The sequence below is a fragment of the Sphingopyxis sp. LK2115 genome, assembly GCF_014595975.1.
Taxonomy (GTDB): Bacteria; Pseudomonadota; Alphaproteobacteria; order Sphingomonadales; family Sphingomonadaceae; genus Sphingopyxis.
Map to the genome: position 1 here is coordinate 25,256 of NZ_JABWGQ010000015.1, position 26,738 is coordinate 51,993.

At 65.8% G+C, this 26,738-nt stretch carries 20 protein-coding genes; 8 read left to right on the top strand and 12 right to left on the bottom strand.

What is annotated here, in order from left to right:
• Positions 1–4 precede the first annotated feature (4 nt).
• The 3 genes from HUW43_RS02195 to HUW43_RS02205 all read left to right on the top strand — a co-directional run bounded on the left by HUW43_RS02195 (position 5) and on the right by HUW43_RS02205 (position 2,055).
• Positions 5–604 carry an ABC-type transport auxiliary lipoprotein family protein gene (locus HUW43_RS02195; protein WP_188235884.1) on the top strand — a complete coding sequence of 200 codons (600 nt, stop codon included), beginning with the start codon at positions 5–7 and terminating at the stop codon, positions 602–604.
• A gap of 101 nt (positions 605–705) precedes the next feature.
• A complete protein-coding gene (locus HUW43_RS02200; protein WP_223181205.1) occupies positions 706–1,623 on the top strand; it encodes an alpha/beta fold hydrolase in 918 nt (305 codons plus the stop codon).
• Between the two features lie 111 nt (positions 1,624–1,734).
• Entirely contained in the window at positions 1,735–2,055 is a 321-nt protein-coding gene (locus HUW43_RS02205; protein ID WP_188235885.1) for a DMT family transporter, read from the top strand.
• A gap of 167 nt (positions 2,056–2,222) precedes the next feature.
• Here HUW43_RS02205 and pepN read toward each other — a convergent pair whose 3' ends face one another.
• A complete protein-coding gene (gene pepN, locus HUW43_RS02210) occupies positions 2,223–4,817 on the bottom strand; it encodes an aminopeptidase N (protein ID WP_188235886.1) in 2,595 nt (864 codons plus the stop codon).
• Between the two features lie 165 nt (positions 4,818–4,982).
• Between pepN and HUW43_RS02215 the strand changes: the two genes are divergently transcribed.
• Positions 4,983–5,774 (top strand): SDR family NAD(P)-dependent oxidoreductase, encoded by a 792-nt coding sequence (locus tag HUW43_RS02215; RefSeq protein ID WP_188235887.1) that lies wholly within the window; start codon positions 4,983–4,985, stop codon positions 5,772–5,774.
• A gap of 20 nt (positions 5,775–5,794) precedes the next feature.
• Here HUW43_RS02215 and HUW43_RS02220 read toward each other — a convergent pair whose 3' ends face one another.
• The 7 genes from HUW43_RS02220 to HUW43_RS02250 all read right to left on the bottom strand — a co-directional run bounded on the left by HUW43_RS02220 (position 5,795) and on the right by HUW43_RS02250 (position 17,477).
• Positions 5,795–7,060 carry a DUF445 domain-containing protein gene (locus tag HUW43_RS02220; protein WP_188235888.1) on the bottom strand — a complete coding sequence of 422 codons (1,266 nt, stop codon included), beginning with the start codon at positions 7,058–7,060 and terminating at the stop codon, positions 5,795–5,797.
• 72 nt (positions 7,061–7,132) lie between these two features.
• On the bottom strand, positions 7,133–10,549 hold the full coding sequence (locus HUW43_RS02225) for an efflux RND transporter permease subunit (protein ID WP_188235889.1): 3,417 nt from the start codon (positions 10,547–10,549) through the stop codon (positions 7,133–7,135).
• A 41-nt stretch (positions 10,550–10,590) separates the two neighbouring features.
• On the bottom strand, positions 10,591–11,757 hold the full coding sequence (locus tag HUW43_RS02230) for an efflux RND transporter periplasmic adaptor subunit (RefSeq protein WP_188236000.1): 1,167 nt from the start codon (positions 11,755–11,757) through the stop codon (positions 10,591–10,593).
• A 304-nt stretch (positions 11,758–12,061) separates the two neighbouring features.
• The gene (locus HUW43_RS02235) at positions 12,062–12,334 is read right to left on the bottom strand and encodes a GlsB/YeaQ/YmgE family stress response membrane protein (RefSeq protein WP_120220632.1); all 273 of its coding nucleotides are present in this window, start codon (positions 12,332–12,334) and stop codon (positions 12,062–12,064) included.
• 121 nt (positions 12,335–12,455) lie between these two features.
• Entirely contained in the window at positions 12,456–12,722 is a 267-nt protein-coding gene (locus HUW43_RS02240) for a GlsB/YeaQ/YmgE family stress response membrane protein (RefSeq protein WP_188235890.1), read from the bottom strand.
• Between the two features lie 952 nt (positions 12,723–13,674).
• Complete coding sequence (nadA, locus tag HUW43_RS02245) at positions 13,675–14,664, bottom strand: quinolinate synthase NadA (protein WP_188235891.1); 990 nt, start codon at positions 14,662–14,664, stop codon at positions 13,675–13,677.
• Positions 14,665–14,888: 224 nt separating this feature from the next.
• Complete coding sequence (locus HUW43_RS02250; RefSeq protein WP_223181206.1) at positions 14,889–17,477, bottom strand: EAL domain-containing protein; 2,589 nt, start codon at positions 17,475–17,477, stop codon at positions 14,889–14,891.
• A 203-nt stretch (positions 17,478–17,680) separates the two neighbouring features.
• On the opposite strand from HUW43_RS02250, the gene HUW43_RS02255 reads away from it, so the two are divergent.
• Positions 17,681–18,712, top strand: a complete 1,032-nt coding sequence (locus tag HUW43_RS02255) for a fatty acid desaturase family protein (RefSeq protein ID WP_188235893.1) — start codon at positions 17,681–17,683, stop codon at positions 18,710–18,712.
• Between the two features lie 136 nt (positions 18,713–18,848).
• On the opposite strand, the gene HUW43_RS02260 is transcribed toward HUW43_RS02255, so the two are convergent.
• Positions 18,849–19,637 (bottom strand): enoyl-CoA hydratase/isomerase family protein, encoded by a 789-nt coding sequence (locus HUW43_RS02260; RefSeq protein ID WP_188235894.1) that lies wholly within the window; start codon positions 19,635–19,637, stop codon positions 18,849–18,851.
• Positions 19,634–20,410 carry an SDR family NAD(P)-dependent oxidoreductase gene (locus tag HUW43_RS02265; RefSeq protein ID WP_188235895.1) on the bottom strand — a complete coding sequence of 259 codons (777 nt, stop codon included), beginning with the start codon at positions 20,408–20,410 and terminating at the stop codon, positions 19,634–19,636. Before HUW43_RS02265 ends, HUW43_RS02260 begins: the two co-directional genes overlap by 4 nt.
• Before the next feature lie 566 nt (positions 20,411–20,976).
• Between HUW43_RS02265 and HUW43_RS02270 the strand changes: the two genes are divergently transcribed.
• The 3 genes from HUW43_RS02270 (at position 20,977) to HUW43_RS02280 (ending at position 24,274) form a co-directional block, all read left to right on the top strand.
• Positions 20,977–21,249 carry a metal/formaldehyde-sensitive transcriptional repressor gene (locus tag HUW43_RS02270; RefSeq protein WP_188235896.1) on the top strand — a complete coding sequence of 91 codons (273 nt, stop codon included), beginning with the start codon at positions 20,977–20,979 and terminating at the stop codon, positions 21,247–21,249.
• 9 nt (positions 21,250–21,258) lie between these two features.
• Positions 21,259–22,185: a CDF family Co(II)/Ni(II) efflux transporter DmeF gene (gene dmeF / locus HUW43_RS02275; protein ID WP_188235897.1), complete on the top strand. Its 927-nt coding sequence runs from the start codon at positions 21,259–21,261 to the stop codon at positions 22,183–22,185.
• A gap of 88 nt (positions 22,186–22,273) precedes the next feature.
• A complete protein-coding gene (locus tag HUW43_RS02280) occupies positions 22,274–24,274 on the top strand; it encodes an FAD-dependent oxidoreductase (protein ID WP_188235898.1) in 2,001 nt (666 codons plus the stop codon).
• A gap of 193 nt (positions 24,275–24,467) precedes the next feature.
• Here HUW43_RS02280 and HUW43_RS02285 read toward each other — a convergent pair whose 3' ends face one another.
• Positions 24,468–25,847, bottom strand: coding sequence for an L-serine ammonia-lyase (locus HUW43_RS02285; RefSeq protein ID WP_188235899.1), 1,380 nt, complete (start codon positions 25,845–25,847; stop codon positions 24,468–24,470).
• A 209-nt stretch (positions 25,848–26,056) separates the two neighbouring features.
• Positions 26,057–26,671, bottom strand: coding sequence for a superoxide dismutase (locus HUW43_RS02290; protein ID WP_188235900.1), 615 nt, complete (start codon positions 26,669–26,671; stop codon positions 26,057–26,059).
• Positions 26,672–26,738: the final 67 nt, after the last annotated feature.

Consider the following 26,738-nt stretch of genomic DNA (forward strand, 5'->3'; position numbering starts at 1 on the left):
CGCCATGATTCGCCGTATCCGCACACCACTGATCGCCCTTGTCGGCGCGGCAACCCTGTCGGCCTGTTTCAGCTTCGGCGGCAAGCCTCCGCCCTTCCTTCTGACGCTCGATCCCGACGCCGCCCCCGCGGCGGGCGCGGCGCGCACCGCTGCCGACGCATCGACGCTGACCATCCTTATCCCCACCGCGCCGCAAAAACTGCGCACGACGCGCATTCCGGTGCAACAGGACGATGCCAGCATTGCTTATGTCCAGGATGCGCAATGGGTCGAGGCGCCACAGCGCCTGTTCCAGCGGCTTTTGTCCGAAACCGTCGCCGCGCGCACATCGCGCGTCGTGCTGGACGAGGGGCAATATCTGACCGCGCCGGGCGAACAGCTCGCGGGGCAGCTCATGGAGTTCGGCGTCGATGCGCGATCGAACGAGGCGCTTGTCGTCTATCAGGCCATGCTCGTCGCGGCGGGCGGCAAGACCGTCACCCAGCGCCGGTTCGAGGCACGCGAGCCGATCGGCGGCAAGGTCGAGGCAAAGCGCACCGGCGAAGCGCTGACCCGCGCCGCGAACCGCGTCGCCGTCGACGTTGCGGTGTGGCTTGGCGAATAGCCATGGCCGTTCGCGCCGTAGCGATTTCGATTACGTCTGACGTAATCGCTCCGGATCGCCGCGCCCGCTAAACAAGCCTCCATCAGACGATGGAGGGACAGATGGACAGACGCCAGCTGATGTCGGCCGCGGCGATCGGGGCAGCGGGGGCGATGATGTTCGCGCCGGTCCGCGGGTTCGCCGCCGAATCCGCTGCCAAACGCCCTGCCGAAAGCTTCGTCGCCGCGAAGGACGGGACGGCGCTGTTTGTGCGCGACTGGGGCGCGGGACAACCGGTGCTCTTCCTGTCGGGATGGGCGCTGCCGTCAGACTTCTGGGGTTATCAGATGCTGGGGCTGGCGCGCAAAGGCTATCGCGCGATCGCCTATGACCGGCGCGGGCACGGGCGGTCGACCGATCCGGGACGCGGTTATGACCATGACACGCTTGCCGACGATCTGGCGGCGGTGATCGAATCGCTGGCGCTCGACGGCGTGACGGTCGTTGCGCATTCGATGGGCGGAACCGAGATCGCACGTCATTTCGCGCGGCACGGCGGCCGCGGCATCGCGCGCGTCGCGCTGGTCGGCACGATCACGCCCTTTCTGATGAAAGGCCCCGACAATCCTGCGGGCGTCGATCCGGCGATGCTGGCCGAAGGCGCGGCGCTGATCGCGCGCGACTTTCCGGCGTGGATCGAGGTCAATACCCCGCCCTTCTTCACCCCCGACACCTCGCCCGCGATGGTCCGCTGGGGGCAGACTATGATGATGTCGACCTCGCTGCTTGGCGCAGCGCAACTCGCCGCCGCCAATTTCGCGACCGACTTCCGCCCCGACGTGCGGCGAATCACCGCGCCCGTTATGCTGATCCACGGCGACCGCGATGTTTCGGCGCCGCTGGCGCTGACCGCACAGGCGACGGCGGCGCTGCTGCCGCAGGCGACGCTCAAGGTCTACCAAGGTGCACCGCACGGCCTCCCGCTCACGCATGTCGAGCGCCTGACGGGCGACCTGCTCGGTTTCCTCGGCGGCGGCTGACAGGCTTGCCAGCCTGCGCGCGCCGATCTATCAGCCCCGCGCGCATGGCCTCTTTCGGGTTTCCGGCCCGCGCTTGTCCGACGAGCCCGCCGACCCGAAAGGACGCGCCCCGTGGGATGGATCATCCTCGCCATCGCCGTTTTCACCGAAATCTGTTGGGCGCTCAGCCTGAAATGGGCGGCGACGCTCGGCACCTGGCAGGCGTCGATCGTGCCGATCGCGCTCAGCTTTCTCAACATGGCGCTGCTCGCCCTTGCGATGCGCGAAATCTCCGCCGGCACCGCCTATGCGATCTGGACCGGCCTCGGCGCGGTCGGCGTCATCATCGGCGGGACGATCCTGTTCGGCGAAAAGGTGAGCTTGGTGCAGGCGGGTTTCATGGCGCTGATCGTCGTCGGCGTCGCGGGGACCAAGCTCTTCGCCGCGCATTGAGCCGCAAGGGCTGGTTTCAACCGGTTGCGGCCATGACCGCCATATAATCCGTTCGCATCGCGCGAAGTCGACATGCCCGTCGGCGTGGCGCGGTGTCGATGGGTGTCTCGACTTCGCTCGATGCGAACGGAAAGGGGGGAAGGTCTCGAATCCACCCCCAAACCGCCCTACCCCAGCAGGCTTTTCGACGCCTGTTCGGTGACGTCGCGCGACAGCCCCGGCTGCGCCAGGATGCGTTCCAGTTCGGCCTTCATCAGCGCCTGCCGCCGCTCGTCGAACCGCTTCCAGCGGCCGAGCGGCGGGATCATGCGCGCCGCGGTCTGCGGATTCTTCGGATCGAGCGCGATGACAAGGTCGGCGATCAGCCGGTAGCCCGCACCGTCGGCCTGGTGGAACGCCGCCTGATTGCCCGTCAGCGCGCCATAAAGCGCGCGCACGCGATTGGGGTTGGCCAGCGTGAAGTCGGGATGATCAGCCAGCGTGCGCACCGCATCGACGGTGTCGGGGCGCATCGACCAGGCCTGCACCTGGAACCATTTGTCGAGCACGAGCGGATTGTCGCGATAGCGTTGATAAAAAATGTCGAGCGCGTGCGTGCGTTCATCGCTGTCGCCGTGCGCGAGCGTGGCCAGCGCCGCCTGCCGTTCGGTCATCCCGTCGGCCTGCGAAAAGATCCGGAACGCCAGCGCAGCGCTATCGGCCATGCCTGTTGCAGCAAGATAGGCGAGCGCAACGCCGCGCAGACGGCGGCCACCCTTGGCCCCGCGCGACAGGTCAGTCGCGGGCGGCGCCGCGCCGCCCAGGATCGCGCGCCACTCGCCTTCCAGCGCGGCGCCGATCGCCGCCTGCAGCGCCAGCCGCTCGCGGCGGATCGCGTCGGGATCGACGGTCAGCATCTGGTCGCCGATAAAGGCCTCGCTCGGCAGCAAAACCGCCTCGGCGACGAAGGCCGGGTCGGCGGCGCGCCCCGACAGCGTCTGCGCGACGGCATCGATCACCGCCTGCGCGTCGCGATTCTCGCCCGACACGGCGGCGACAAGGGTGTCGAGCATCAATTGCTGGAGCGCCTCGTAACGCGCAAAGGGGTCGTCGTCATGCGCCGCGAGCCACGCCAGCTCGCCCGGCGCGCGCTCGAAATCGACGATGATCGGCGCCGAAAAGCCGCGATTGACCGACAGCGCCGGGCGCGACGCAAAACGACCGAGCGCGATCCGCTGGGTCGCCCCGGTGATCGTCACCAATGTGTCGGCGAGGTGCGCGCCGCTGCTGTCCATCGCGAAGGCGGCGAGGCGAAGCGGCATCATCATCGGCTGTTTTTCGGGCTGGCCCGGTGTCGGCGGCACCGTCTGAACGATATCGAGCGACCAGTTCCCCGCTTCCTCGACCAGCGACAGTTTGAGCCGCGGTGTGCCCGCCTGTTCATACCAGCGGCGGAACTGCTTGAGGTCGATGTCCGCGCCATCCTCGATCGCGCGAACAAAATCCTCGCACGTCGCCGCTTCGCCGTCGTGGCGCTCGAAATATAGGTCGGTGCCCTTGCGAAACCGCTCCGGCCCCACCATCGTCGCCATCATGCGGATGATCTCGGCACCCTTGTTATAGACGGTGGCGGTATAGAAGTTGCTGATTTCCTGATAGCTGTCCGGCCGGATCGGGTGCGCGAGCGGACCGGCATCCTCCGGGAATTGCGCGGCGCGGAGCAGGCGGACATCCTCGATCCGCTTGACCGCGGCCGATCCCATGTCGGCCGAAAAACACTGGTCGCGATAGACGGTGAAGCCTTCCTTCAGGCTCAGCTGGAACCAGTCGCGGCAGGTGACGCGGTTGCCCGACCAATTGTGGAAATACTCATGTGCGACGACGCCTTCGACGCCGTCATAATCCATGTCGGTCGCGGTGTCGGGATCGGCAAGGATATAGCGGGTGTTGAAGATGTTGAGCCCCTTGTTCTCCATCGCCCCCATGTTGAAATCGCCGACCGCGACGATGTTGAACAGGTCGAGGTCATATTCGCGGCCATAGACCTGTTCGTCCCATTTCATGCTGTTCTTGAGCGCCTGCATCGCATGGCCGGTGCGATCCTCGTCGCCCGCACGCACCCAGATGCCCAGTTCGACCCGGCGCCCCGACATGGTGGTGAAACTGTCGCGGTTGACGACAAGGTCGCCCGCAACGAGCGCGAACAGATAGGAGGGCTTCGGCCACGGGTCTTCCCACAGCGCCCAGTGCGTGCCGCCCTCGCCTTCGCCGCGGTCGATGCAATTGCCGTTCGACAGCAGCACCGGAAAGCGGCGCCTGTCGCCCGCCATCCGCACCCTGTATCGACTGAGCACGTCGGGACGGTCGGGGTGGAAGGCGATGCGGCGGAACCCTTCGGCCTCGCACTGGGTGCAAAGCATGTCGTTCGAAGCGTAAAGCCCCATCAGCTGGGTGTTGGCCGCCGGGTTGACGATCGTGTCGACCTCGACCGTCGCCGCTGTCCTTGCGCCAAGGTCGACGATCAGGTCGTCGCCCTCCATGCGCCAATCGTTCCACATCTCGCCATCGACGCGCACCGCCGCCGGGGTCAGTCCGTCGCCGCGCAGCAACAACGGTACAGGCGCGTCGACGGCGCGCACGACCGACAGCGCCGCGGTGACGCGCGTTTCCTCGATCCCCAGCGCGAAATCGAGCGCGACCTGGGGCACCAGCCATTCGGGCGGGCGATAATCGCCGCGATGGATGGTCACAGGCATTGCGGGGGTAGAGGAGGCGTCGGTCATGCGCAAAAAATGCCTTAAACAGACCGTTCGCCCCGATCGTGTCGAAGGGCCGTTCTTCTTTGGCCGCGAAGGCGAAGGACGGAGCCTCGATACGCTCGGCACGAACGAAAAAATGATCGCTTATTGTCCTAGGCTTGCGTCGCCCACCGCGCAATAAGGCGACGGATGAGCCATATGCTGATTTTCGGAATGGGCTATGCCGCGGGCCACCTCGCCCATCGCCTTCGCGCGCGCGGGTGGCAGGTGACGGGGACGACGCGCGACGGTCGCGACGGCACGATTGCGTTCGCGCACGGGACGGCGGTGCTCGCTGCGCTGCGAAGCGCCACGCATATCCTTTCGTCGGTCCCGCCGGTCGATGATGACGACCCGGTGCTCGCCCGCTATGGCGATGCGATCGCACTCGCCCCGGCGACATGGACCGGCTATCTGTCCTCAACGGGCGTCTATGGCGACACGGGCGGTGCGTGGGTCGACGAAAGCGCCCCGGTCAAAGGCCGCCGCGCGGGCCGCAACGCCGCCGACGCCGCATGGGTTGCGCTGCGCGGCGACAGCCACGTCTTTCGCCTGCCCGGCATCTATGGCCCCGGCCGCTCGATCCTCGACCGCATCCGGCAAGGCCGCGCGCATCGCATCGACCTGCCCCACCAGGTCTTCAGCCGCATCCATGTCGACGACATCGCGAGCGGAATCATCGCGTCGTTCCGCGGCCCCGCGGGCGTCTATAACCTCGCCGACGACGAACCCTGCCACCAGAACCGGCTGGTCGAATGGGGCTGCACGCTGCTCGGCGCGCCGCTGCCGCCGCTCCAGACGCTGGAGGAAGCCGGCCTGTCGCCCGCCGCGCGCGCGTTCTATGCCGAGAATCGTCGCGTCGCGAACGGCAAGGCAAAGCGCCTGCTGGGGTGGGCGCCGCGCTATCCGACGTTTCGGGAGGGACTCGCGGCCTGCCCATAAGCCGTCGCCCCCGCAAAGGGTCAAATCAACACATCGACCGTGTGGATCGCGACGCCGACCAGGCCGCCGACCAGCGTGCCGTTGATGCGGATATATTGCAAATCGTCGCCCACCGCATTTTCCAACCGGTTGGTGATCGTCTTGGCATCCCAGCCGCGGATGGTGTCGGACACCAGCTTCAGCGCCGCCTCGCCATAGCTGTCGACCATGCCGACCACCGCACGCCGCGCATAGCGATTGAGCGTGCGCTTGATGTGCGCGTCCTCGCCCAGCATCGTGCCGAACTGCGTCACCAGCTCGCCGATCCGCCCCGCGAGCATCGTGTCGGGGTTGCGCGCGGCCCTGAGCAGCGCGGCGCGGCCCTGTTCCCACAATCCGTCGAGCCACCGCTTGACCGCCTTGTTTTCGAGCAGCTCGTCGCGCACGCGCGCGACCTTCGCCTTCACTTCGGGGTCGTGTTGCAGGTCGAGCGCCATCTTGGCGAGCCCTTCCTCGACGCGAAGGCGCAGCGGGTGCGTTTCGTCGACCGCCATTTCGCTGAGCAGCTTCGACAGCCCGGCGACGATGCGGTTCGAAATACTCTCATCAAGCCCGGTGAAGCGCACGATCGCATTCGAGTTGTCGTGGACCATCTGGTGGATCAGATGCTCGTTGAGTTCCAGCGTCTTCGACCCCCATTTGACCATCGCGTCGAGGAGCGGTTGATGCCGCCCCTCGGCAAGCGCGGCCTGAAGCGCCTGCCCCAGCAGCGGTGCGACATCGAGTTCGCGCAGGCGATCGGCGATGGCCGACTTGACCATGCCGCCCAGCCTTTGCTGGTCGAGCGCGCCCAGCCCGTCGGCAATGATCCGCGACGCACCGAGCCGCAGCCGCCCGCCGCCCTCTGCGGGTTCGGACAGGAACCTGCCCACCGCGCCCGCGACATCGACTGCCTGCATCTTGCGCGCGATCAGCCGTGGCAGCAGGAAATTGGTGAGCAGGAAACGCGCCAGCGTGTCGCCGATGCGGTTCTTGTTGCGGGGGATGATCGCCGTGTGCGGGATCGGCAGCCCCATCGGGTGCCGGAACAAGGCGGTCACCGCGAACCAGTCCGCCAGCCCGCCGACCATCGCCGCCTCGGCAAAGGCGCGGACGAAACCGATCGCCGGATGCACGTCCTGATATGTTTTCGCGCCGACAAAGACGATCGCCATGACGACGAGCATCCCCGTGGCGACGATACGGATGTTGGAAGGTTTCGCCGCGACGGCGACGCCGATCGGCCGGCGGAAAGCGAGGTCGGTCATGCCAACCAAATGGCGAACCGGCGCAAAGGTTGCAACCGGCGCGACCCGACGCCGCGCCGGTCGACCATCATGTCACTCCGCCGGTTCCGGGCTCGCCGCGCCGTGCGGCCGCGTGTCGTCGCCGGGCTTGTAGGTCAGCAGGTTGCGCGAGAAGAACCGGCCCAGCCGCTTTTCGATGCTGTCGGCGAGGCTGAAGCCCGCGGGCACGATCAGCAGCGTCAGCACCGTCGACAGGATCAGGCCGCCGATCACGACAACGCCCATCGGTGCGCGCCAGGCACCATCGCCCGACAGCGAGATGGCGGTCGGGATCATGCCCGCGACCATCGCCACGGTGGTCATCACGATCGGCTGCGCGCGCTTGCGCCCTGCGTCTATCAGCGCCGCGGTCTTGCCGATGCCCTTGTCCATTTCCTCGATCGCGAAATCGACGAGCAGGATCGAGTTTTTAGCCACGATACCCAGCAGCATCAGCAGGCCGATGAACACCGGCATCGACACTTCCATGCCCGTGACGAGCAGGCCGAGCAGGCCGCCAAGCGGCGCCAGCAGCAGCGACGACATGTTGACGAGCGGCGACAGGAAGCGGCGATAGAGCAGCACCAGCGTCGCGAACACGAGCAGCAGGCCCGACACCACCGCGACCATGAAATTGGTCAGCATCTCGGCCTGCCATTTGGCGTCGCCCTGGACGACCTTGCGAATGCCCTGTGGCATATTCTTGATCGACGGCAGCGCATCGATCTTTTTCTGCGCGTCGCCCGTCACCAGGCCCGGCGCGAGGTCGGCCCCGATCACGATGCGTCGTGTCTGGTTGTAACGACGCAATTCGGTCGGTCCCGCGCCAAAGCCGATCGTCGCGACCGACTTCAGCGGCACCGTCGTCCCGCGCGAGGTCGGCACCGGCAGATTTTCGATCGTGGCAAGCGTCCGGCGCGAATCTTCCGACAAAAGCACCCGGATCGGGATCTGACGATCAGAGAGCGAGAATTTCGCCGCGTTCTGGTCGATGTCGCCGATCGTCGCGATGCGGATCGTCTGGCTGAGCGCGGCGGTTGTCACGCCCAGTTCGGCGGCAAGGTCGAGCCGCGGCGTGACGATGATTTCGGGCCGCGGAATGTCGCCTTCGATCCGCGGCGCGCGCAGTTCCTTCAGCCCCTCCATTTCCCTGACGATCCTGCGTGCGTGGCGTTCAAGCGCCACCGGATCGTCGCCGCCGATGATGAAGGTGATGTCGCGGCCCGAAAAACCGCCCGACTGGCTCTGGAACGACACGCGCGCGTCGGGGATCGCCGCCATCTGGGGTTGCAGGCTGCGCTCCCACTCGACGCTCGAGATGGGCCGGTCCTTCTTCAGCGTCAGGAAGGCGTTGCCGCTGCCCACTTCGACGTCATAAAAGGCGTTCTCGACCACCGGATCGTCGCGCAGGATCGCGTTGATCCGGTCGGCGATCGTTTCGCTCTGCGCCAGCGTCGATCCCGGCGGCAGCTCGTAACGGATCTGGCTGTAATCGCTGTTCGTGGTCGGCTGGAACTGCTGCGGCAGAATGCCGAACAGCACGAGGCTCGAAATGAAAGCCGCAACGCCGATGCCGACGATCCACACGCGATGGTCGAACAGGCGCGCATAGGCGCGCTGGAGCATGAACTTCGCCCAGTTGGTAAAGGCAAAGTCGCGCATCCCCAAGGCATAGGCAAGCGCGCCACCCAGGACCATCAACAGGCTGGCCACAAGGAAGGCCGCGATCGCCGACAGCGGCGTCATCAACAGAAAGTGCAGGGCCGGGTTGGGCGCATCCTGCCCCACCGGCACCGGCTGGAAATATTGGAAGGTCAGGCCGATGACAACCAGCCCGGCGACGATGGCGGGAACAAGGAAATAGATCAGCCGCGTTGCAAACACCGCGTAACGCGCCTTCACCACCTTCTGCTTTGAACTGTCGAGCGTAAAGGCGAGCAGCCGTTCATAACGGTCGATCCACGGCCCGTTGGCGTGATCCTGCTCGCCCTGCGCCGACAGGAAATAAGCCGCGATCATCGGCGTGATCATGCGCGCGACAGCCAGGCTCATCAACACCGCGAACACGACGGTCATGCCGAACTGGATGAAGAATTGCCCCGACACGCCGGGCATCAGCGCGACGGGCAGGAACACCGCGACGATCGACATCGTCGTCGCGACCACCGCGAGGCCGATTTCGTCGGCGGCGTCGATTGACGCCTGATAGGCGGTCTTGCCCATGCGCATGTGCCGGACGATATTCTCGATCTCGACGATCGCGTCGTCGACGAGCACGCCCGCGACCAGGCTCAAGGCGAGCAGCGACAGGCCGTTCAGCGAAAAGCCCATCATCTCCATGAACCAGAAAGTCGGGATCGCCGACAGCGGGATGGCGAGCGCGCTGATCAGCGTCGCGCGCCAGTCGCGCAGGAACAGAAAGACGACGACCACCGCGAGCACCGCGCCCTCGATCATCGCCAGCATCGAGCTGCGATATTGTTCCTTGGTATATTCGGTGCGGGTGAACAGGATCGTGAAGTCGACCTTGGGGTTCGCCTTCTTGATCTGTTCCAGCTTCTTCATCGTTTCGTCGTGGACGGTGACGTCCGATGCACCCTTGGCCTTTTCGATCGAGAAGCTGAGCACCTGCCGCCCGTTGATCTTCGCGAGGTTGCGCTGCTCGGCATAGCCGTCGGTCACTTTCGCGACATCCGCCAGACGGATCGTGCGGCCGTTGCCGATCGAAATGCGCGTCTCGCCGAGCTGGAAGGCACTGCCCGCATTGCCGAGCACGCGCACCGCCTGTTCGCTCCCGGCGATTTCGGTGCGCCCGCCCGCCGCGTTGACGTTCACCTGCCGCAATTGCTGGTTCACCTGGCTCGCGGTCAGGCCATAGCTTTGCATCCGCGCGGGATCGAGGATGACGCGAATCTCGCGGTCGACCCCGCCCGACCGGCGAACCTGGCTCATGCCGGGAATCGAGAGCAATTCCTTCGCAACCGTATTGTCGACGAACCATGACAGTTGCTCCAACGTCATGTCGGTCGCCTCGACGGCGAAATAGGTGATCGGGCCGCCGGCGATGTCAACGCGGACAACCTGCGGTTCCAGGATGCCGTCGGGCAGGTCGCTGCGGATCTGCGAGATCGCCTGATTGACATCGTTATAGGCGCGGTCGATCGGCGTGCCGATCGCAAACTGCACCATCGTCCGGCTGCTGCCTTCGCTGACATAGGAAGACATTTCGTCGACGCCGCTCACGCCGCGAACCGCCGCCTCGACGCGCTGCGTGACCTGCGTTTCCAGCTCGGTCGGCGCCGCACCGGGTTGGCTGACGATCACCTGCACCGCCGGGAACTCGACGTCGGGATTGTCGTTGACGTCCATCCGGTTGAAGCTGACGAGCCCCGCAAGCAACAACAGCACGAACAGCACGATCGGCGGCACCGGATTGCGGATGCACCAAGCGGAAATGTTGCGGAAACTCATAACTCAGGCGCCCTTGTGCGAATGCGATACCAGCGAGCGAATTACTGCGGCGTTTTCTGCAACACGGGCTTGACCGTGTCACCGACGTTCAGGAACGCGCCGGCGAGCGTCACCACCCGTTCGTTGCCTGTCAGCCCCGACGCGATCGACACGCCCGCGTCGCTGACCGTGCCGACCTTGACCGGCCTGCGCTCGATCTTGTTGTCCTTGCCGACGATCAGCACATAATTGCCTTCGGGCCCGCTCTGAACCGCGCTTTCGGGCAATAACGGCGCCTCGGCCGTGCCTGCGATCAACCGCGCATCGGCAAAGCCGCCCGGCCGCAGCACCGACGAATAGGGAATTGCGATACGCACCGTGCCCTGGCGCGTGTCCATGTCGATGACCGGCGACACCTGCCACACCTGGCCCGGAATCTCGACATCCGTGCCGACCGGCGTCACCGTCGCGCGTGTGCCGACGCGCACGCGCGCCAGATCGGCTTCGGCCATCTGGGCCAGCATTTCCATTTCGCCGCCACGCGCCATGCGGAACAGCACCCCGCTGCCCGCGCCGACGATCTGGCCCGGTTCGACCTGCCGCGTCAGCACCAGCCCCGCGGCAGGGGCGACGATGTTGAGCCGCGCATTGCGCGCCGTGGCTTCGGCATATTGCGCCTGCGCTACGCGGACGCGCGCGTTGGCGGCATCGCGCGTCGCGCGTTTGCGATCCATGTCGGCCTTGGAAATGAAACCGCGCGACACCAGCGCTTCGGCGCGCTCCAGTTCAGCCTGCGCCAGATTGGCATCGGCCTGCGCGACACGAATCTGCGCCGCGAGGCTCGCCGCCTGCTGCGACTGCACCGACCGGTCGATCACCGCGAGCGTCTGACCCGCGCCGACCCACTGGCCGGGCTCGACAAGCACGCGCTCGACCTGCCCCCCCTCGCCCGCAACGCCGACCGGCATTTCACGCCGCGCCGCGATCGTGCCGTTGGCGGCGATCGCCGCTTCGACCGACACGCGACCGGGAATGACCACCGTAACACTCGGCACCGCGGCCGCTTCGCCGCCACCGGCATCGGCGGCGCCCTTGCCGCTCGAAAAGGCATAATAGGCCGCCGCCAGGGCCAGCACGATGAGCACGACGGCGACGATCAGCCGGGTGCGCTTGCGCCGGCTGTCGTCGACCTCTTCGTAAAAGCTTTGCGTCCCCGCCAGGCTGTCCATCGAATCCACTTTCCGCTCGTAGTTCACGCCGAAATCCCTCCCTGGCATCACGCGGCGCCGGTGCGGTGCGCATCGGCGCGCCCGCCCCGAAAGTCCGGCATGGCAGGACCAAAACTCTGTCGAGGTGTATTACCTAATTAAATCACCACTTGCAAGAGGCGATACCTCGCCGTCCCGCCCGCGCCCCGGAGGGCGGTGCATAAAGCGATCCGCCCGTGATTTCCAGTGGTTGCGCGCACGAAAAAGGGCGGCGCGCCCTATGGGCGGCCACCCTCTTTGGGTCCAGCCGACGATGCCGGAGCGGTCAGCGCACGCGCCCGCGCCGGATCAGGTTGACGACGGCAAGCAAAATGACCGCACCGATAAAAGCGGTGAGCAACGTCATCGGGTCAAAGGCGTCACCGCGCAGATGGCCGCCGCCAAGGAAGCTGCCGAACAGGAAGCGGCCGAGGATCGAACCGACGCAGCCGACGACGATATTGAGGAAGATGCCCTGCTGGGCGTCGGTGCGCATCACGATGCTGGCCAGCCAGCCGATGATGCCGCCCATGACGATTGCGATAATCCAGGTAAGCATGAATAACCCCCTACTATCTGTGGTCACCCGACTGTGCAGGCACGCTGTTGGTAACCCAAATATCTGAAATCGCCTAGCGGAATGGCGAGCGAGCGCCGATCCGCGCGCTCGCCATTCCGGTTCAGCGCACGCTGCCGCGGCGAATCAGGTTGATGATGCCGAGGAGCACGATCGCGCCGATAAAGGCCCAGAGCAGCCCGATCGGGCTGAAGCTGTCGAGGCTGGCCCCCATGCCGAAAAAGCTGCCGAGAAAATTGCCGAGAAACGCCCCGACAATGCCGACAACGATATTAAGGATGATGCCCTGCTGCGCATCGGTGCGCATGACGATGCTGGCCAGCCAGCCGATGATGCCGCCGACGATCAAGGTGACGATCAAACCAACCATAATAATCCCTTCCCTGAACCGGCCGGACTGCCGATTGGCCCCGGCCCTTGCTGGAACGCCCCGCCGCAGCGGAGCCTCGCCTAGGCGATGCTCAAACAATGCCGAATGGATCGGAAAGGTTCCCGGCCACCCCATCGGAGGCGGCCGGGAAAGGGGGATCGGTTCCTGAACGGGAACGTCTCCGGGTCGCGGCACCACATAAGACAGCAGGATTTGACCGCGGTGTGACGCAGGTCACATGGGCGCCAATAAAGCGGGGTCGATGGGGTGGCGCCGATCAACGGCACTGTCGGCGCGTGGGCCGACGACGGCGCGGACGGCGCGCATACGAAATGGGGGCCGGCATCGCTGCCAACCCCCACTATCCGGTCCTGCCCCGTGCGCCTCGCCCGCTTCATCCCGGTCCGCCTCTCTTTCGATCGGCAGCCCGCAAAACGATCGTTGCGATGCGCGCCGGAACGATCCGGCGATGGTTTGGTCGGCCCCCTTTCGGGGGCCGGCCTCACCTGAAAAGCCCTTCATCATCTCGTCCCGCGCTTCTGCCGAAACAGCTGCGCTTCAAAAGCGATGGACTGCCTTTCAATTGCCCGATCGGGTTCGCATCAACTCGTGGGAATCGCTGCGTTCCGTGATCGAACTATCGGTCGATTTCCTCATCGAACCAGTCCGTTCCCGTCCGGCTGGTCTTGCAACCACCCTTGATGTCCCGGCGGTCCGACGTTTCTGTCGTCCGATGATTGAAAGCTGTCACGAACGCCTTTCGACGCCAACAAAAAAGCGCCCAAACCACCGCTGAAAAGGCCCACACTTGTGGATAAGTCCGGCATTAGCAACAAGCGGATTCGGTGCAGCATTTTTGTAACAAGCATGCAGCATTTTCGGACTCGTGTTTCCCGCAGCGGCGCGCCGACTCGATCTTCGGATCGACCGAATCACGCCGCCGAGTCGCGACTCACGCCCGGCCCAGATCGCCCTTGCCGACCGTTCCCGACGCCATTTCCAGCATCCGGTCCAGGCTCTTCCGCGCCGCGACACGCAATTCCTCGTCAAGTTCGATGCGCGGCTGAAGGTCGCGCAGCGCGATGTAGAGCTTTTCCATCGTGTTGAGCGCCATATAGGGACAGATGTTGCAGTTGCAGTTGCCATCGGCCCCCGGCGCGCCGATGAAGGTCTTTTCGGGCAGCGCCAACTGCATCTGGTGGATGATGTGCGGTTCGGTCGCGACGATCAGCGTGTCGCCGTCGAAGCTCTTGGCGAACTGCAGGATGCCGCTGGTCGATCCGACATAATCGGCATGCTCGACGATGTGCGGCGGGCATTCGGGGTGCGCCGCGACCGGTGCGCCCGGATGCTGCGCCTTCAGCTTCAGAAGCTCGGTCTCGCTGAACGCCTCGTGGACGATGCACACGCCCGGCCACAACAGCATGTCGCGCCCGAACTTGCGGTTCATATAGCCGCCGAGATGGCGGTCGGGGCCGAAGATGATCTTCTGTTCGGGCGGGATCTGGCTGATGATCGTCTCGGCGCTCGACGAGGTGACGATGATGTCGCTGAGCGCCTTCACCGCCGCCGAACAGTTGATGTAGGTGAGCGCGATATGGTCGGGATGCGCTTCACGGAAGCGCTTGAACTGTTCGGGGGGGCAGCTGTCCTCCAGACTGCATCCCGCGTCCATGTCGGGCAGGATGACGATCTTTTCGGGGCTCAATATCTTCGCGGTCTCGGCCATGAACTTGACGCCGCAAAAGGCGATGACGTCGGCATCGGTTTCCGCCGCCTTGCGCGACAGCTCGAGCGAATCGCCGACGAAATCGGCGAGATCCTGAATCTCTGCCTTCTGGTAATAATGCGCGAGGATGACGGCGTTGCGATCCTTGCGGAGGCGGTCGATCTCGGCACGCAGGTCGAGGCCTGAGAGGTTGTCGCGGATGGGAGCAGTCATGGCGTTATCCTTATCTGGCCTGGCCGTGTCGCCGCCCCTACACGTTGCCCCGCGGCGGGGCAATTCGCCGTATCAGCCGGCATGGCGTGCGGCGAGCGCGATGACGGGCGGCGTCATCGACCGTGTATAGCGTGTATAGATGGTGAGGCGGACGGCGATGACAATCGCCACGACCGTCTTTGTTCGCGGATCGTAAACGCAACCGCCGGCCAACCCGGCTTGCGTCACGCGACGCGGCGCGCGCGCCCTCGCGGCGGCGCGGCACGCACGCCGATCAGTTCGTCGATATCGACCGTGGCGGCGAACTGCACCCCGGTTCGGTTCTCGGCCGACCATCGCGCTTCGGCGTCGATCTGGAGTCCGGCCCCGAACTCCAGCGTGAGCTGCGTTCCCGGCGGCACGTTCCACAACCCCTCGATCAGCGCGCCACGCGGCGCGATGTTGCGCACGATCGCTTCATAACGATGGCCGCCGCTGTCGACGTGGATCGTGCGGAAAACGGTGAGTCGCGGCGCGCGCGCACTCTTGTATCCCTGGGCCTCGACGCGCCCGCCCCCGGCGCGCAGCAGCGCCAGCACTTCGCCCAGCTGCATGGGCTGGCCATAGATATATCCCTGGACGTGGCTGCATCCGAGACTGCGGACCAGCGCGAGGTCGTCGTGCGTCTCGACTCCCTCGGCGGTTGTTTCCATATCGAGCGCGCTGGCCAGCCCCACGATCGAGGCGATGATCGCTGCGTTCATGCTGCTCTTGTCTGCCGCGCCGAGCACGAAGCTCTGGTCGATCTTGATCTTGTCGAACGGCGCCTTCTTCAAATAGCCGAGCGCCGAATAACCGGTGCCGAAATCGTCGAGCGCCAGCCGGACGCCGGTGCGTTTCAGCTTCTGGAACATCGCCAGATTTTCGGCGCTTTCGTCGAGGAAAACGCCCTCGGTAATTTCGAGCTCAAGCTGATCGGGGCGGATGCCCGCACCCGACACCGCGTTCAGAATCGTCGCGGGCAGCGCCTCATTCGCAAACTGGCGGGGAGAGACGTTCACCGCGACGCGATAGCCGGGCCCAAGCGTCGCGACCGCGGCGCAGGCGGTGCGGATGATCCATTCGCCGATCGGGATGATCAGGTTCGATTCTTCGGCGATGGGAATGAACTTTTCGGGACTGATCGTTCCCGCGGTCGCATGGCGCCAGCGGATCAGCGCCTCGAACCCCGAAATCCGTTCGCTTCCGACATCGACGATCGGCTGATAGAGCAATTGCAATTCGTCCTTGGCCAGCGCGTCGCGCAGCGCATCCTCGATTGCCTTGCGTTCGCTCGCCTGGTTGTGCATCGCGTCGGCATAAAAACGATAGACGCCGCGCCCCGCATCCTTGGCGGCGTAGAGCGCGAGGTCGGCGTTGCGCACGAGCGCCGACGCGCTCAACCCCTCGCCATCCGAAACGGCGATGCCGATTGACGAACCGATCCGCACCTGTTCGCCTTCGATTGCGAAAGGTTTGGCCAGGCTCAGGATAATCGCATTGGCGATGGCGGCGATCTTGTCGGGGTGATTGATCTGCGGCAGCACGATCTGGAACTCGTCGCCGCCAAGCCGCCCGACCTGCCCCTTGTCGCCGACGATCTGGGTCAGGCGCCCGGCGACCTGCTGCAACAACTGGTCCCCGACGGGATGCCCCAGCGTGTCGTTCACCGCCTTGAACCGGTCGAGGTCCATGAGCAGCAGCGCGCATGGCTGTGGCTGGCCGATATGGGTCCGCAGCGCACGTTCGAGCAGGTCGGTGATGTGCCGCCGGTTGGCGAGGCCGGTGAGCGTATCATAGCGCGCGAGCTGGTTGATCTCGCGCTCCGACCGTTTCTGGTCGGTCAGGTCGGTGCCGCTGCCGCGAAATCCCTGGAAATGGCCGAGTGCATTGCTGATCGGTTGGCCCGAAATCGACCACCAGCGCTCCTCGCCGGGCACAGCCGCCTGCACCGTCAGTTCCTTGAACGGCGTACGCGACGACAGGCTGAACCCCAGGGTGCGCTCTTCGCTTTCATCGTTACCGATGCGTTTGCGGATGATGTCGGTAAAGGGTCGGCCGATCAGCTCGCCAAGTGGTTTGCCGAGCCGCGCTGCGATCGTCGGCGAGATGTAGACCAGCTGGCCATCGCGGTCGGTTTCCCAGAACCAGCCGCGCCCGGCGCGCTCGAAATCCCGCATCAGATTGAGCGCGCGCTGCTGCTCGCTCACCGCGCGGCGCGCTGCCGCGGTCGCGCGCCGCTGGTGGCGGACATCCTCTCGCGTCATCACGATCAGCAGCGCGAGAAAGACCGCGCCCGCCAGCGCAAAGGGCCAGGACGCCGTGCCGACCGCACCGCCGAACGCCACCGACCCGGCAAAGCCGAAAAACAGCGGCCGGACAATCGAGACAGCCGAGGCAGCGACGAGCAGCGACCCGATCTGGATGGCGACGAGGCTGTCGAAATGGCGCCCGCCGTCGGGCACCGCGATCGCCGCAAACATCGCTGCCGCATTGAACAGGGTGCCGAGCGCGACAAGCGCCGCAGAGAGCGTCGCGACCCGGCGCGCGCGCGCGGCAAGCGCGGGGGCGGGCGTGCGCATCGCCTGCCCCGTCACCGTCAATACGGTGTCGCACATCAGCCCCGCGGCCATCGTCAGCCACAGCGAAGGCCGGTCGAGAAAAGGTGCCACACCCGGCAGAACGGCAAAGGCCACAAAGGCAAGCAACCGCCCGACCAGCACATAATGCCACAAGGTCGCGACGCGCAGCAGTTGCGCGATGAATTCGGGTGAATCGAACAGCGATTCGCGCATCGCAAACTCGTCGCGTGACGGTCGGATGATGTTGCGCCGAACCCCCAATGCCTTGTTCTTCCCCGCTCATTTGCCCGCGCCGATCCACTGCGCGAAAGGGGGTTACCAATATCTTACCGGCGGCGCGTCGTTCGCGCCATTGCTGTGCCAAAACGGAAAGGCTTGGGTTTCGCTTCGCAACTTGTTATCATGGTGTCGATCCGATGCCTGCCGTTCGCCTCTTTCCGCCCGACCGCTTTTTCGACCGCGCCAGATGGTCGGAAATCACGCGCCCGTCGTCGTGGCGCGGAATCTGGCTCGTCGCGCATGCCTGGATCGTCAGCATCGCGCTCGTCGGCCTCGCCGCCTGGTCGCAGAATCCGCTGGCCTGGGCATTTGCCGTGATCTTCGTCGGCGGGCGCCAGCTCGGCCTCGCCATATTGATGCACGACGCGGCGCACGGGGCGCTTCATCCCAACCGCAAGGTCAACAATTTCCTCGGCCAGTGGCTGACGGGCGCTGCGGTCGGGTCGGACCTTATCGCCTATCGCACCTATCACCTCCAGCATCACAAATATACGCAGCAGCCCGAAGACCCCGACCTCGCGCTGTCGAAACCCTTTCCCACCACGCGCGCAAGCCTGTGGCGCAAGGTCGTGCGCGACCTTACCGGACAGACGTTCTTCAAACAGCGCAGGGCGCAGTTCGGATTCGCGCTCGTCGGCCTGAAAGCGATGCTGCGCGGCGAGGCGGGCGCAACTGCCGGTGCGGGCACCAGGGCGGGGACGCCGTTCAACAAGCAGTCCGACGATGGCATGACGTCGCCGACGATCGACGTCGCGGGCGCGATGGCGGTGACGCGCGCGGTCGGCCGCTTCCTTTTCGTGCAGGCGGTGCTGCTTGGGTTGTCCCTCGCGCTGTATGGCTGGGCGCCCTATCTGCTCTGGCTGGCCGGACTGGCAACGACCTTCCAGCTTTATCTTCGCATCCGCAACATCGCCGAACATGCCTGCACGACCACCGGCAGCGACGATCCCTTCACCCACGCGCGCACCACCCGCGCGGGCTGGCTAGCGCGCGCGACGGTTGCTCCATATTGGGTGAATTATCACGCCGAACATCATCTGTTCATGGGCGTGCCCTGCTATCGGCTGCCAGAGGTTCACGCCGCGCTCGGCCGCGCGGGCAAGCATGACGCAATGACGATCGCGCCCAGCTACGCCGCGGTGCTGCGACAGGTCACCGCCGCGGGCTGAGCCTTTCCACCATCGTCATGGCGAGCGCGACCAGGTTGCGCCAAAGGCCGCTGCCCATATTTCGTCATCCGGCGAAGGCCGGGCTGACGAGGCGCTGACGAACGGGGGCGGCGTCTCGGTCGAACCCCGATCACGCCTAGCGCTCGCGATATTCGGGCGCGCGTTTCTCCAGAAAGGCGGACAGCGCTTCCTTGTGATCCTCGGTCGCCGACAGGATCACCTGCTGCCGGTCCTCGATCGCCATTGCGGCGTCCAGGCTGGGCGCATCAAGGTTGAGGTTCAGCGCCTGCTTTGACAGGCGCAGCCCGTGCGGGCTGGTCGCCAGCATCTCGTCGGCGAGCGCCAGCCCGCGGTCCAGCAGCGCCTCCTCCGCCACGATCTCGCTCACCAGCCCGGCGCGCAGCGCGCGCTCGGCGTCGATGAAGCGCCCGGTCAGGATCATCTCGGCGGCCAGGCTTGCGCCGACCAGCCGCGGCAGGAAATAGCTGGACGCCATGTCGCACCCGCCCAGGCCGATGCGGATATAGGCGGCGTTGCAGCGCAGCGACGGCGCGGCATAGCGCACGTCCGATGCGAGCAGCAGCGACAGCCCGCCACCGCACGCGGCGCCATGGCCCAGCGCAATGACCGGCTGCGGACAGGCGCGCATCTTGCGATAGATATTGCCGATCCGCGTCTGCGTGCGCAGCGTGCGGAGCACCGGCGTTTCGTCGCCCGACCGATCTTCCTGAATATCCAGCCCCGCGCAGAAGCCGCGCCCCGCGCCGCGCAGGATCACGACGCGGACCTCCGGCCGCTCGGCGAGCCCGCCGAAATAGGCGTTGAGTTCGTCGACCAGCTCCTCGTTCAGCGCGTTCAGCCGCGCGGGACGATTGAGCGTCGCGATCTCGACCGCGTCGCGCGCCTCGATCAGCAGCGCGCTCACAAGGACTGCCCGTCGTCGATCGTCAACACGCTCCCCGTGATGCCCGCCGCGGCGTCGGAGCACAGCAACAACAGCGGCGCGTGCAGGTCACTCGCGGGGCGCATCCGCTGGCGCGGAAAGCTTTTCACCATCGCCGCGCCCGCGTCGCTGTCCAACAGTTCGGCGGTCATTTCGGATGCGAAATAGCCCGGCTGGATGACATTGACGCATATTCCGCGCCGCGCCCATTCGCGCGCCAGCGCCTTGCCCAGATGGCGCACCGCCGCCTTGGTCGCGCCATAGACCGAGGTGGCGGGAAACACCTTCTCGGCGGTGATCGATCCGATCAGGACGATGCGCCCGTGCTGTTTCTCGCGGCTTCCCGCCTGGTCGAGCCGTTTCGCGCCCTCGTTCGCGGTCAGGAACACGCCGCGGACATTGGCGGCGAGCAGGAAATCGACATCTTCTGCCGACAGGCCCATCGCCAGCTTCTCGGTCGCGACGCCGGCGTTGGCAACGATCGTATCGACGGTGCCAAAGGCCGCCTCCGCGGCATCATAGGCCGCCCTGGTCGAAGCTTCGTCGGTAACGTCCATGCTGACCGCGATCGCCTGACCGCCCGCCGCCTCGATCGCCGCCACCTGCTCCGCCAGCTTGTCGGCGCGCCGCGCGGCGAGCACGACCCTGGCGCCTGCCGCCGCCAGCGCCTTGGCGAAACCCGCACCAAGCCCCGACGACGCCCCGGTCACCAACGCCACGCGCCCCGTCAGATCGAACTTCGGCTGCTCGGCCATATTCATCCCCTTCCTTAGCCAACTCAGCATTGGTCGCGATGGACGGTTACGTCAACCGGCCGATCCGATTGCCCGACGAAACGGCCACAAGGGATTGACGAGCGCGCTTTGTTCACTTAATGTTCCTTTCGTGCACAACCAACCTCATCCCCCGTCGCGGCCGCCAGGCGCGGCGGACGGGGGATAAAGCTTCGCTTTCCCACCTTTGGATCATTTCGGATCGCGCCGCATGATGAAGCGGTCGCGCGCTGCGACGGGGCATATTGCCCTCGATCAGACAGCGGCGCGCAAGCATCGGCCCCGGACAGAAAATCTCGCCGCGCATCGCCCATGATCGCGACGGCTGCACCTGCATCCCGATCACGGGGAGGAGCAGGACGACGATCGGCGCCAGGTCGAACCCGCGCACCGCCGCCCCGGCGGCCTGCTGCGCCGTTGCCGCGGCCGTCGCCCATCCCCCCGCCTTGGATTTCAGCCAGCCCCCAAGCGCGGACCGAATCAAGGCCCCCGACCAGAACGCAAGCACCGCTTGCCCGCTCCATCCTTATAGGATAGGGGGGTATATTATGACGCATCTTGCTTCCCGCCCTGACCTCGTCGCGCGCGTCCGCCGGATCGCGGGGCAGGTCGCCGCAGTTGAAAAGGCGCTCGCCGCCGATGCGCCGTGCGCGACGGTGCTGCACCGCGTCGCCGCGGTGCGCGGCGCGGTGAACAGCCTGCTCGCCGAAGTGATCGCCGAACATCTGAAGGACCATGTCGCGCTGCCGGGCCTCAGCGACGCCGAACGCGCGGCCGGAACCGACGATCTGCTCGCGGTGATCCGCCGTTACGCGAAATAGCGCGCCGCCATGTCCGAATCCGTCCCGGCCACACATCGCCACGACTTTCTCGGCGCCGCGCACGACGACAATGCGCGGCGAACCCTTTGGGTGGTCGCGCTCACCGCGGCGATGATGGTGGGCGAAATTACCGCCGGTTACTGGACGGGGTCGATGGCGCTGCTCGCCGACGGTTTTCACATGGCGACCCATGCGGGCGCGCTCGGGCTGGCAGCGCTCGCCTATCGCTACGCCAAAAAGCACCGCCACGACCCGCGCTTCAGCTTCGGCACCGGCAAGGTCGGCGACCTCACCGGCTTCGCATCGGCGTTGATCCTCGGTATCTTTGCGGTCGGCATCGCGGTCGAATCAACCTCGCGGCTGATCGCGCCGGTGCGCGTCGATTTTGCGAGCGCAACGCTCGTCGCGGCGCTGGGGCTCGCGGTCAATATCGTCAGCGCACTGCTTCTGATGGGCGGGCACCACCACCATGGGCATGGGCATGGGCATGGGCATGGGCATGGGCATGGGCATGGGCACGATCACGCCCATGGCCACGACAATAATCTCCGCTCGGCCTATTTCCACGTCCTTGCCGACGCGCTGACCTCGCTGCTCGCGATCGCCGCGCTGCTCGCAGGGCGCTATCTGGGACTCGGCTGGATGGACCCGGCGATGGGCATTGTCGGCGCGATCGTCATCGCGCGCTGGTCGTGGGGCCTGATGCGCGACACCGCCGCGATTCTGCTCGACGCCCACGACGAACGCGCCGCCGCCGCGATCCGCGCAAGCGTCGAGGCGGCGGGCGTCGAGGTCACCGACCTTCACGTCTGGCGCGTCGGTCCCGATGCGCGCGCGGCGATCGTCGAGGTCGCGGATGCCGCCTCGGCCGCCACGCTGCGCGGGCAGCTCGCGGGCGCCCCCGCCATCGCGCATCTGACGATCGCCGTGCGCTGAACCCGGACGCCTTATTGGCGATTCGATACAATCGGAATAGGCGGGACGGCGTTAAGAGCGCGTCGGCGCAAAGGAGGGGGCAAGGACGATGGCGGCACCGTTCAGTTCCGGGCAGCTCAGATTTCTGAAAGCCTTGACCGAGGCCTTGTTCGACGGCGCGGCGATGGCCATCACCCCCGATCAGGTCGTGGCCAATATCGCCGAACTGTTCGGCAAGGTCGGCGGCACCAAGCTCGACGAGATGCGCGTCTCGCTCATCGCCACCGAGATTGCACTCGGCCCGCTGTTTGTCGAGGTCGATGTCCGCACACGCGTCGAGCGCATCGCGGACCGGCTGCGCGACAGCCGCATTGATCTGTTTCAGGACATGGGACGGCTGCGCGGCATCGTTTATGCCTGCTATTACGGCCACTGGCTGCCCGGCGATCAGGACGACAATGTCGCGAACCCCGTCCACCGCCAGATCGGTTTCGCGCTCCCCAGGTTCCGTGCGCGCGGCCCGGACGACGTCCCGATCGCGCCCGTTCAGGGCCGCGAAATCGACCCTGCGCACATCCTGACCGCCGACGACGTCGACGACGAATATGACGTGATTGTCGTCGGGTCGGGCGCGGGCGGCGCTGTCGCCGCCTATAACATCGCGGCGCAGGGCTATAGGGTGCTGATCGTCGAGGCCGGCCCTTTCTATCCCAGCCATGCGATCACCCATCACGAACTCGACATGATCGCGAATCTTTACAAGCATGGCGCGGTGCAGACGACGACCAACCGCGATTTCGTCGTCTTTCAGGGGCGCTGCGTCGGCGGATCGTCGACGATCAACAATGGCATTTGTTTGCGCGTGAACGAGCCCGGCCGCACGCATCCCGACGCGCCGGACGTGCTCGCCAAATGGGCGAGCATCGGCGCCCCCGTCGACCGTGCGGCCTTTCACGCCAGCTATGACGCGGTGAAGGCGATGCTTGGCATCGCCCGGATCGAACCGCGCAGCGGGCGCCACAATGGCCCGCACCTGATGAACGGCTGGCGCGCCTATGCCCAAGCCTCCACCGACCCCAGGGACAAGCGCGCGGTTGCCGACTGGTTCGACAAGAACTTTGGGCCGCCGAACACGACGAACGCCTGCGCCTATTGCGGCTATTGCAATGCGGGCTGCGCCTATGGCCGCCGCATGGGCGTTGCACAGACCTATTTGCCGCGGGCCTGCCGCGACCATGGCGCGCGCATCCTGCCCGATACCAAGGTCCAGCAGATATTGTGGCAGACCGCGATCGACGGGCGGCGCGAGGCCGAAGCGGTGCGACTCGTCCTGCCCGGTGGATCGACCCGCCTCGTCCGCGCGCGCGTCGGCGTCGTGGTCGCCGCGGGCACGATCGCCTCGTCCAAGCTACTGAACCGCAGCGACATCGACGGCACGGGTTGTCATGTGTCGCTGAACGTCGCCTCGCCCGTCGTCGCGCTGATGCCGCCGGGCGTCGGCGGCGATGCGTGGGACGAGGACCAGATGTCGAGCTATGTCGATTGCGGCGATTTCCTGCTCGAAAGCCATTTTCAGCCGCCGATGTCGATGGCCTCGCTGATGCCGGGCTGGTTCGCCGAACATGCCGCGCGCATGAAAAATTACGGCCGCGTCCATTCGGCGGGCATCCTCTTTCCTGCCGACCGGCGCGGCCGGATCGTCGATGGCAAGCTCAACTTCCGCCTCGATACGGGCGATGACCTGCCGCTGCTCCGCCGCGCGATGGCGACGCTGACCAAGGTGCATTTCGCCGCCGGGGCGCTCGAATGCTATCCGGCGCTGGCAAGGGGCCAGGCGGTGACACCCGACATGGACATCGACGCCTTTTACGACGCCGCGATCCGCGAACAGGACGATGTCACCCTGTCGAGCAGCCACCCGCACGGCGGCAATACGATGAATGAAGACCCGCAGCACGGAATCGTCGACCCGAACTGCCGCGTCCACGGCACCACCAACGTCATCGTCACCGACGCCAGCGTCTTCCCCAGCTGCATCCGCGTGAACGCGCAATGGACGACCATGGCGATGGCGCATTATGCGACGGCGCGCGGCGACCCGTTTCGATAGCGCCAGCGCCCGCACAGATGCGGGCCATCCGCGTCCCTTGTGACTTGGCGAGAAACGGCGGACAGCGACGAAACCAACGAACCGGATCGCAGGCGGGCACAACGGAACACGGCAGGAAAGCGCCTCCTTTCCGCTTGTCCTTGACGTCGGCGCCCCGGTCGAGTCCGCGATGGCGATGAAGGACCGTGGGGGTTCAACACTCCACGACGCTGACCGCGAGCCCCCCCTTCGATGTTTCCTTATATTTGTCGCGCATGTCGCGGCCGGTCTGCAGCATCGTCGCGATCACCGTGTCCAGGCTGACGACATGTGTGCCGTCGCCGATCATCGCGATGCGGCTGGCGTCGATCGCCTTGATCGCGCCCATCGCGTTGCGCTCGATGCAGGGGATCTGGACCAGACCGCCAATGGGATCACAGGTCAGGCCAAGATTATGCTCCATCCCGATCTCGGCGGCATTTTCGACCTGCGCGTTGGTGCCGCCGAGCGCCGCGGTCAGCCCCGCCGCCGCCATCGAGCAGGCGACGCCGACCTCGCCCTGGCAACCGACCTCGGCGCCCGAAATGCTGGCATTGCGTTTGTAGAGCGCGCCGACCGCGCCGGCGGCGAGCAGGAAGGTGCGCACCCCCTTTGCGTCACCGCGATAGCTGCGCTTGTAATAGCGGATCACCGCCGGAATGATCCCTGCCGCGCCGTTGGTGGGCGCGGTGACGACCTTTCCGCCCGCGGCATTCTCTTCATTCACCGCCATCGCCCACAGGTTGATCCAGTCCATCATCGCCATCGGATCGGACAGATTCGCCTCGTGCCGTTCGCGGATGTCGGCGGCGATCTGCGGCGCGCGGCGCTTGACCTTGAGCCCGCCGGGGAGCGTTCCGGTGCTTGAGCATCCCGCATCGATCGAGGCGTCCATCGCCGCGGCAATGTCGTCGAGCCCGGCATTCACCTCGTCCAGACTGCGGTGGACGAGTTCGTTTTCGAGCATCATCTCGGCGAAACTCTTGCCTGTCGCCGCGCCCATGGCGAGCAGATCGGCGCCCGATGTAAAGGCGAAGGGAAGCTCGACCTCATCCTCCGCCCCGCGGCTGTTGCGCCCCGCTTCATCCTCGTCGACGACGAAGCCGCCGCCGATCGAGAAATACATGCGGCGGGCCAGGATTTCCCCCTCTCCGTCGCGCGCGGTGAAGCTGAGCGCATTGCTGTGAAACGGCTGGCGCTGGCGCATCTGGAAATGCAGGTCACGCGCGGGCTGAAAGCGGACCCGCTGGCGGCCGAGCAGATAAAGAAAGCCTTCGCTTGTCGCGCGGTCCCAATGCGCCTTGATCGCGGCAAGGCTGGTCGAGGCAGGGATTTCACCCGCCAATCCCGCGACGACGGCGGTGTCGGCGGCGTGCCCCCTGCCGGTCAACGCGAGCGAGCCGTAGAGATCGGCTTCGACATGTGCGGTCCTGGCGATCAATGCCTGCTCATCGAGCCAAAGGGTGAAGCGCCGCGCGGCGACCATCGGACCCACCGTATGCGAGCTGGAAGGACCGACACCGATCTTGAAGAGTTCAAACAGGCTGATCGTCATGGCGCGCCTATAGGCGGAACGCGATCATAGGGATAGACCCGCGCGGGCCGATTTTCGTTACGGAATGCCAGCCATGGAACGGGAAGGACTTGACATCATGGCGCCTGCTTCCGTCAGGGCGGGAACCCGTCTCCGTGCGGCGCCGCCTTGAACCGGCTGTTGATGGGCCCCCGCCGACGCGGGGGCACACCGCATGATTGCAGCGGACCTTACGCCGGATAGGTCCAGCTGCCTTCGCGCGCGAAATTGTCGGCGGCGAAATCCCAGTTCAGCAACTCGTCGACCACCGCGTCGACATAGGCGGGGCGCAGATTCTTGCGGTCGATATAATAGGCATGTTCCCACACGTCGATGACGAGCAGCGGCTTGATGCCCGCGACGAGTTCGGTGCCCGCATCGTGCGTGTCGGTAACCGCCAGCGTGCCATCGCGCGAGACGAGCCACGCCCAGCCGGAGGCGAAGTGATTGACCGCGGTTTCCTTGAGCTTTTTCTTGAGTTCGTCCAGCGACCCGAAATCGCGGTCGATCGCGGCAAGAAGATCGCCCTTGGGTTCGGTCTTCGTCGGGCTCAGGCTTTCCCAGTAAAAGGCGTGATTCCAGGACTGCGCCGCATTGTTGAACAGGCCCTTGTTGCCCGACCCTTCGGCATGATGGACGATTTCTTCGAGCGGCTTGTCGGCCAGCTCGGTGCCTTCGATCGCGGCGTTGACCTTGTCGACATAGGCCTTGTGATGCTTGCCATGGTGCGTCGCCAGCGTATCGGCGGAAATATGCGGCGCAAGGGCGTCCTGAGCGTAAGGCAGGGGAGGATGGGCGATCGTCATGGCAGTCTCCATTGTGTTTTGAGATGTTTGCGGGCCTTAACTCGGTATCGGCCCGCACGGTTGCAAC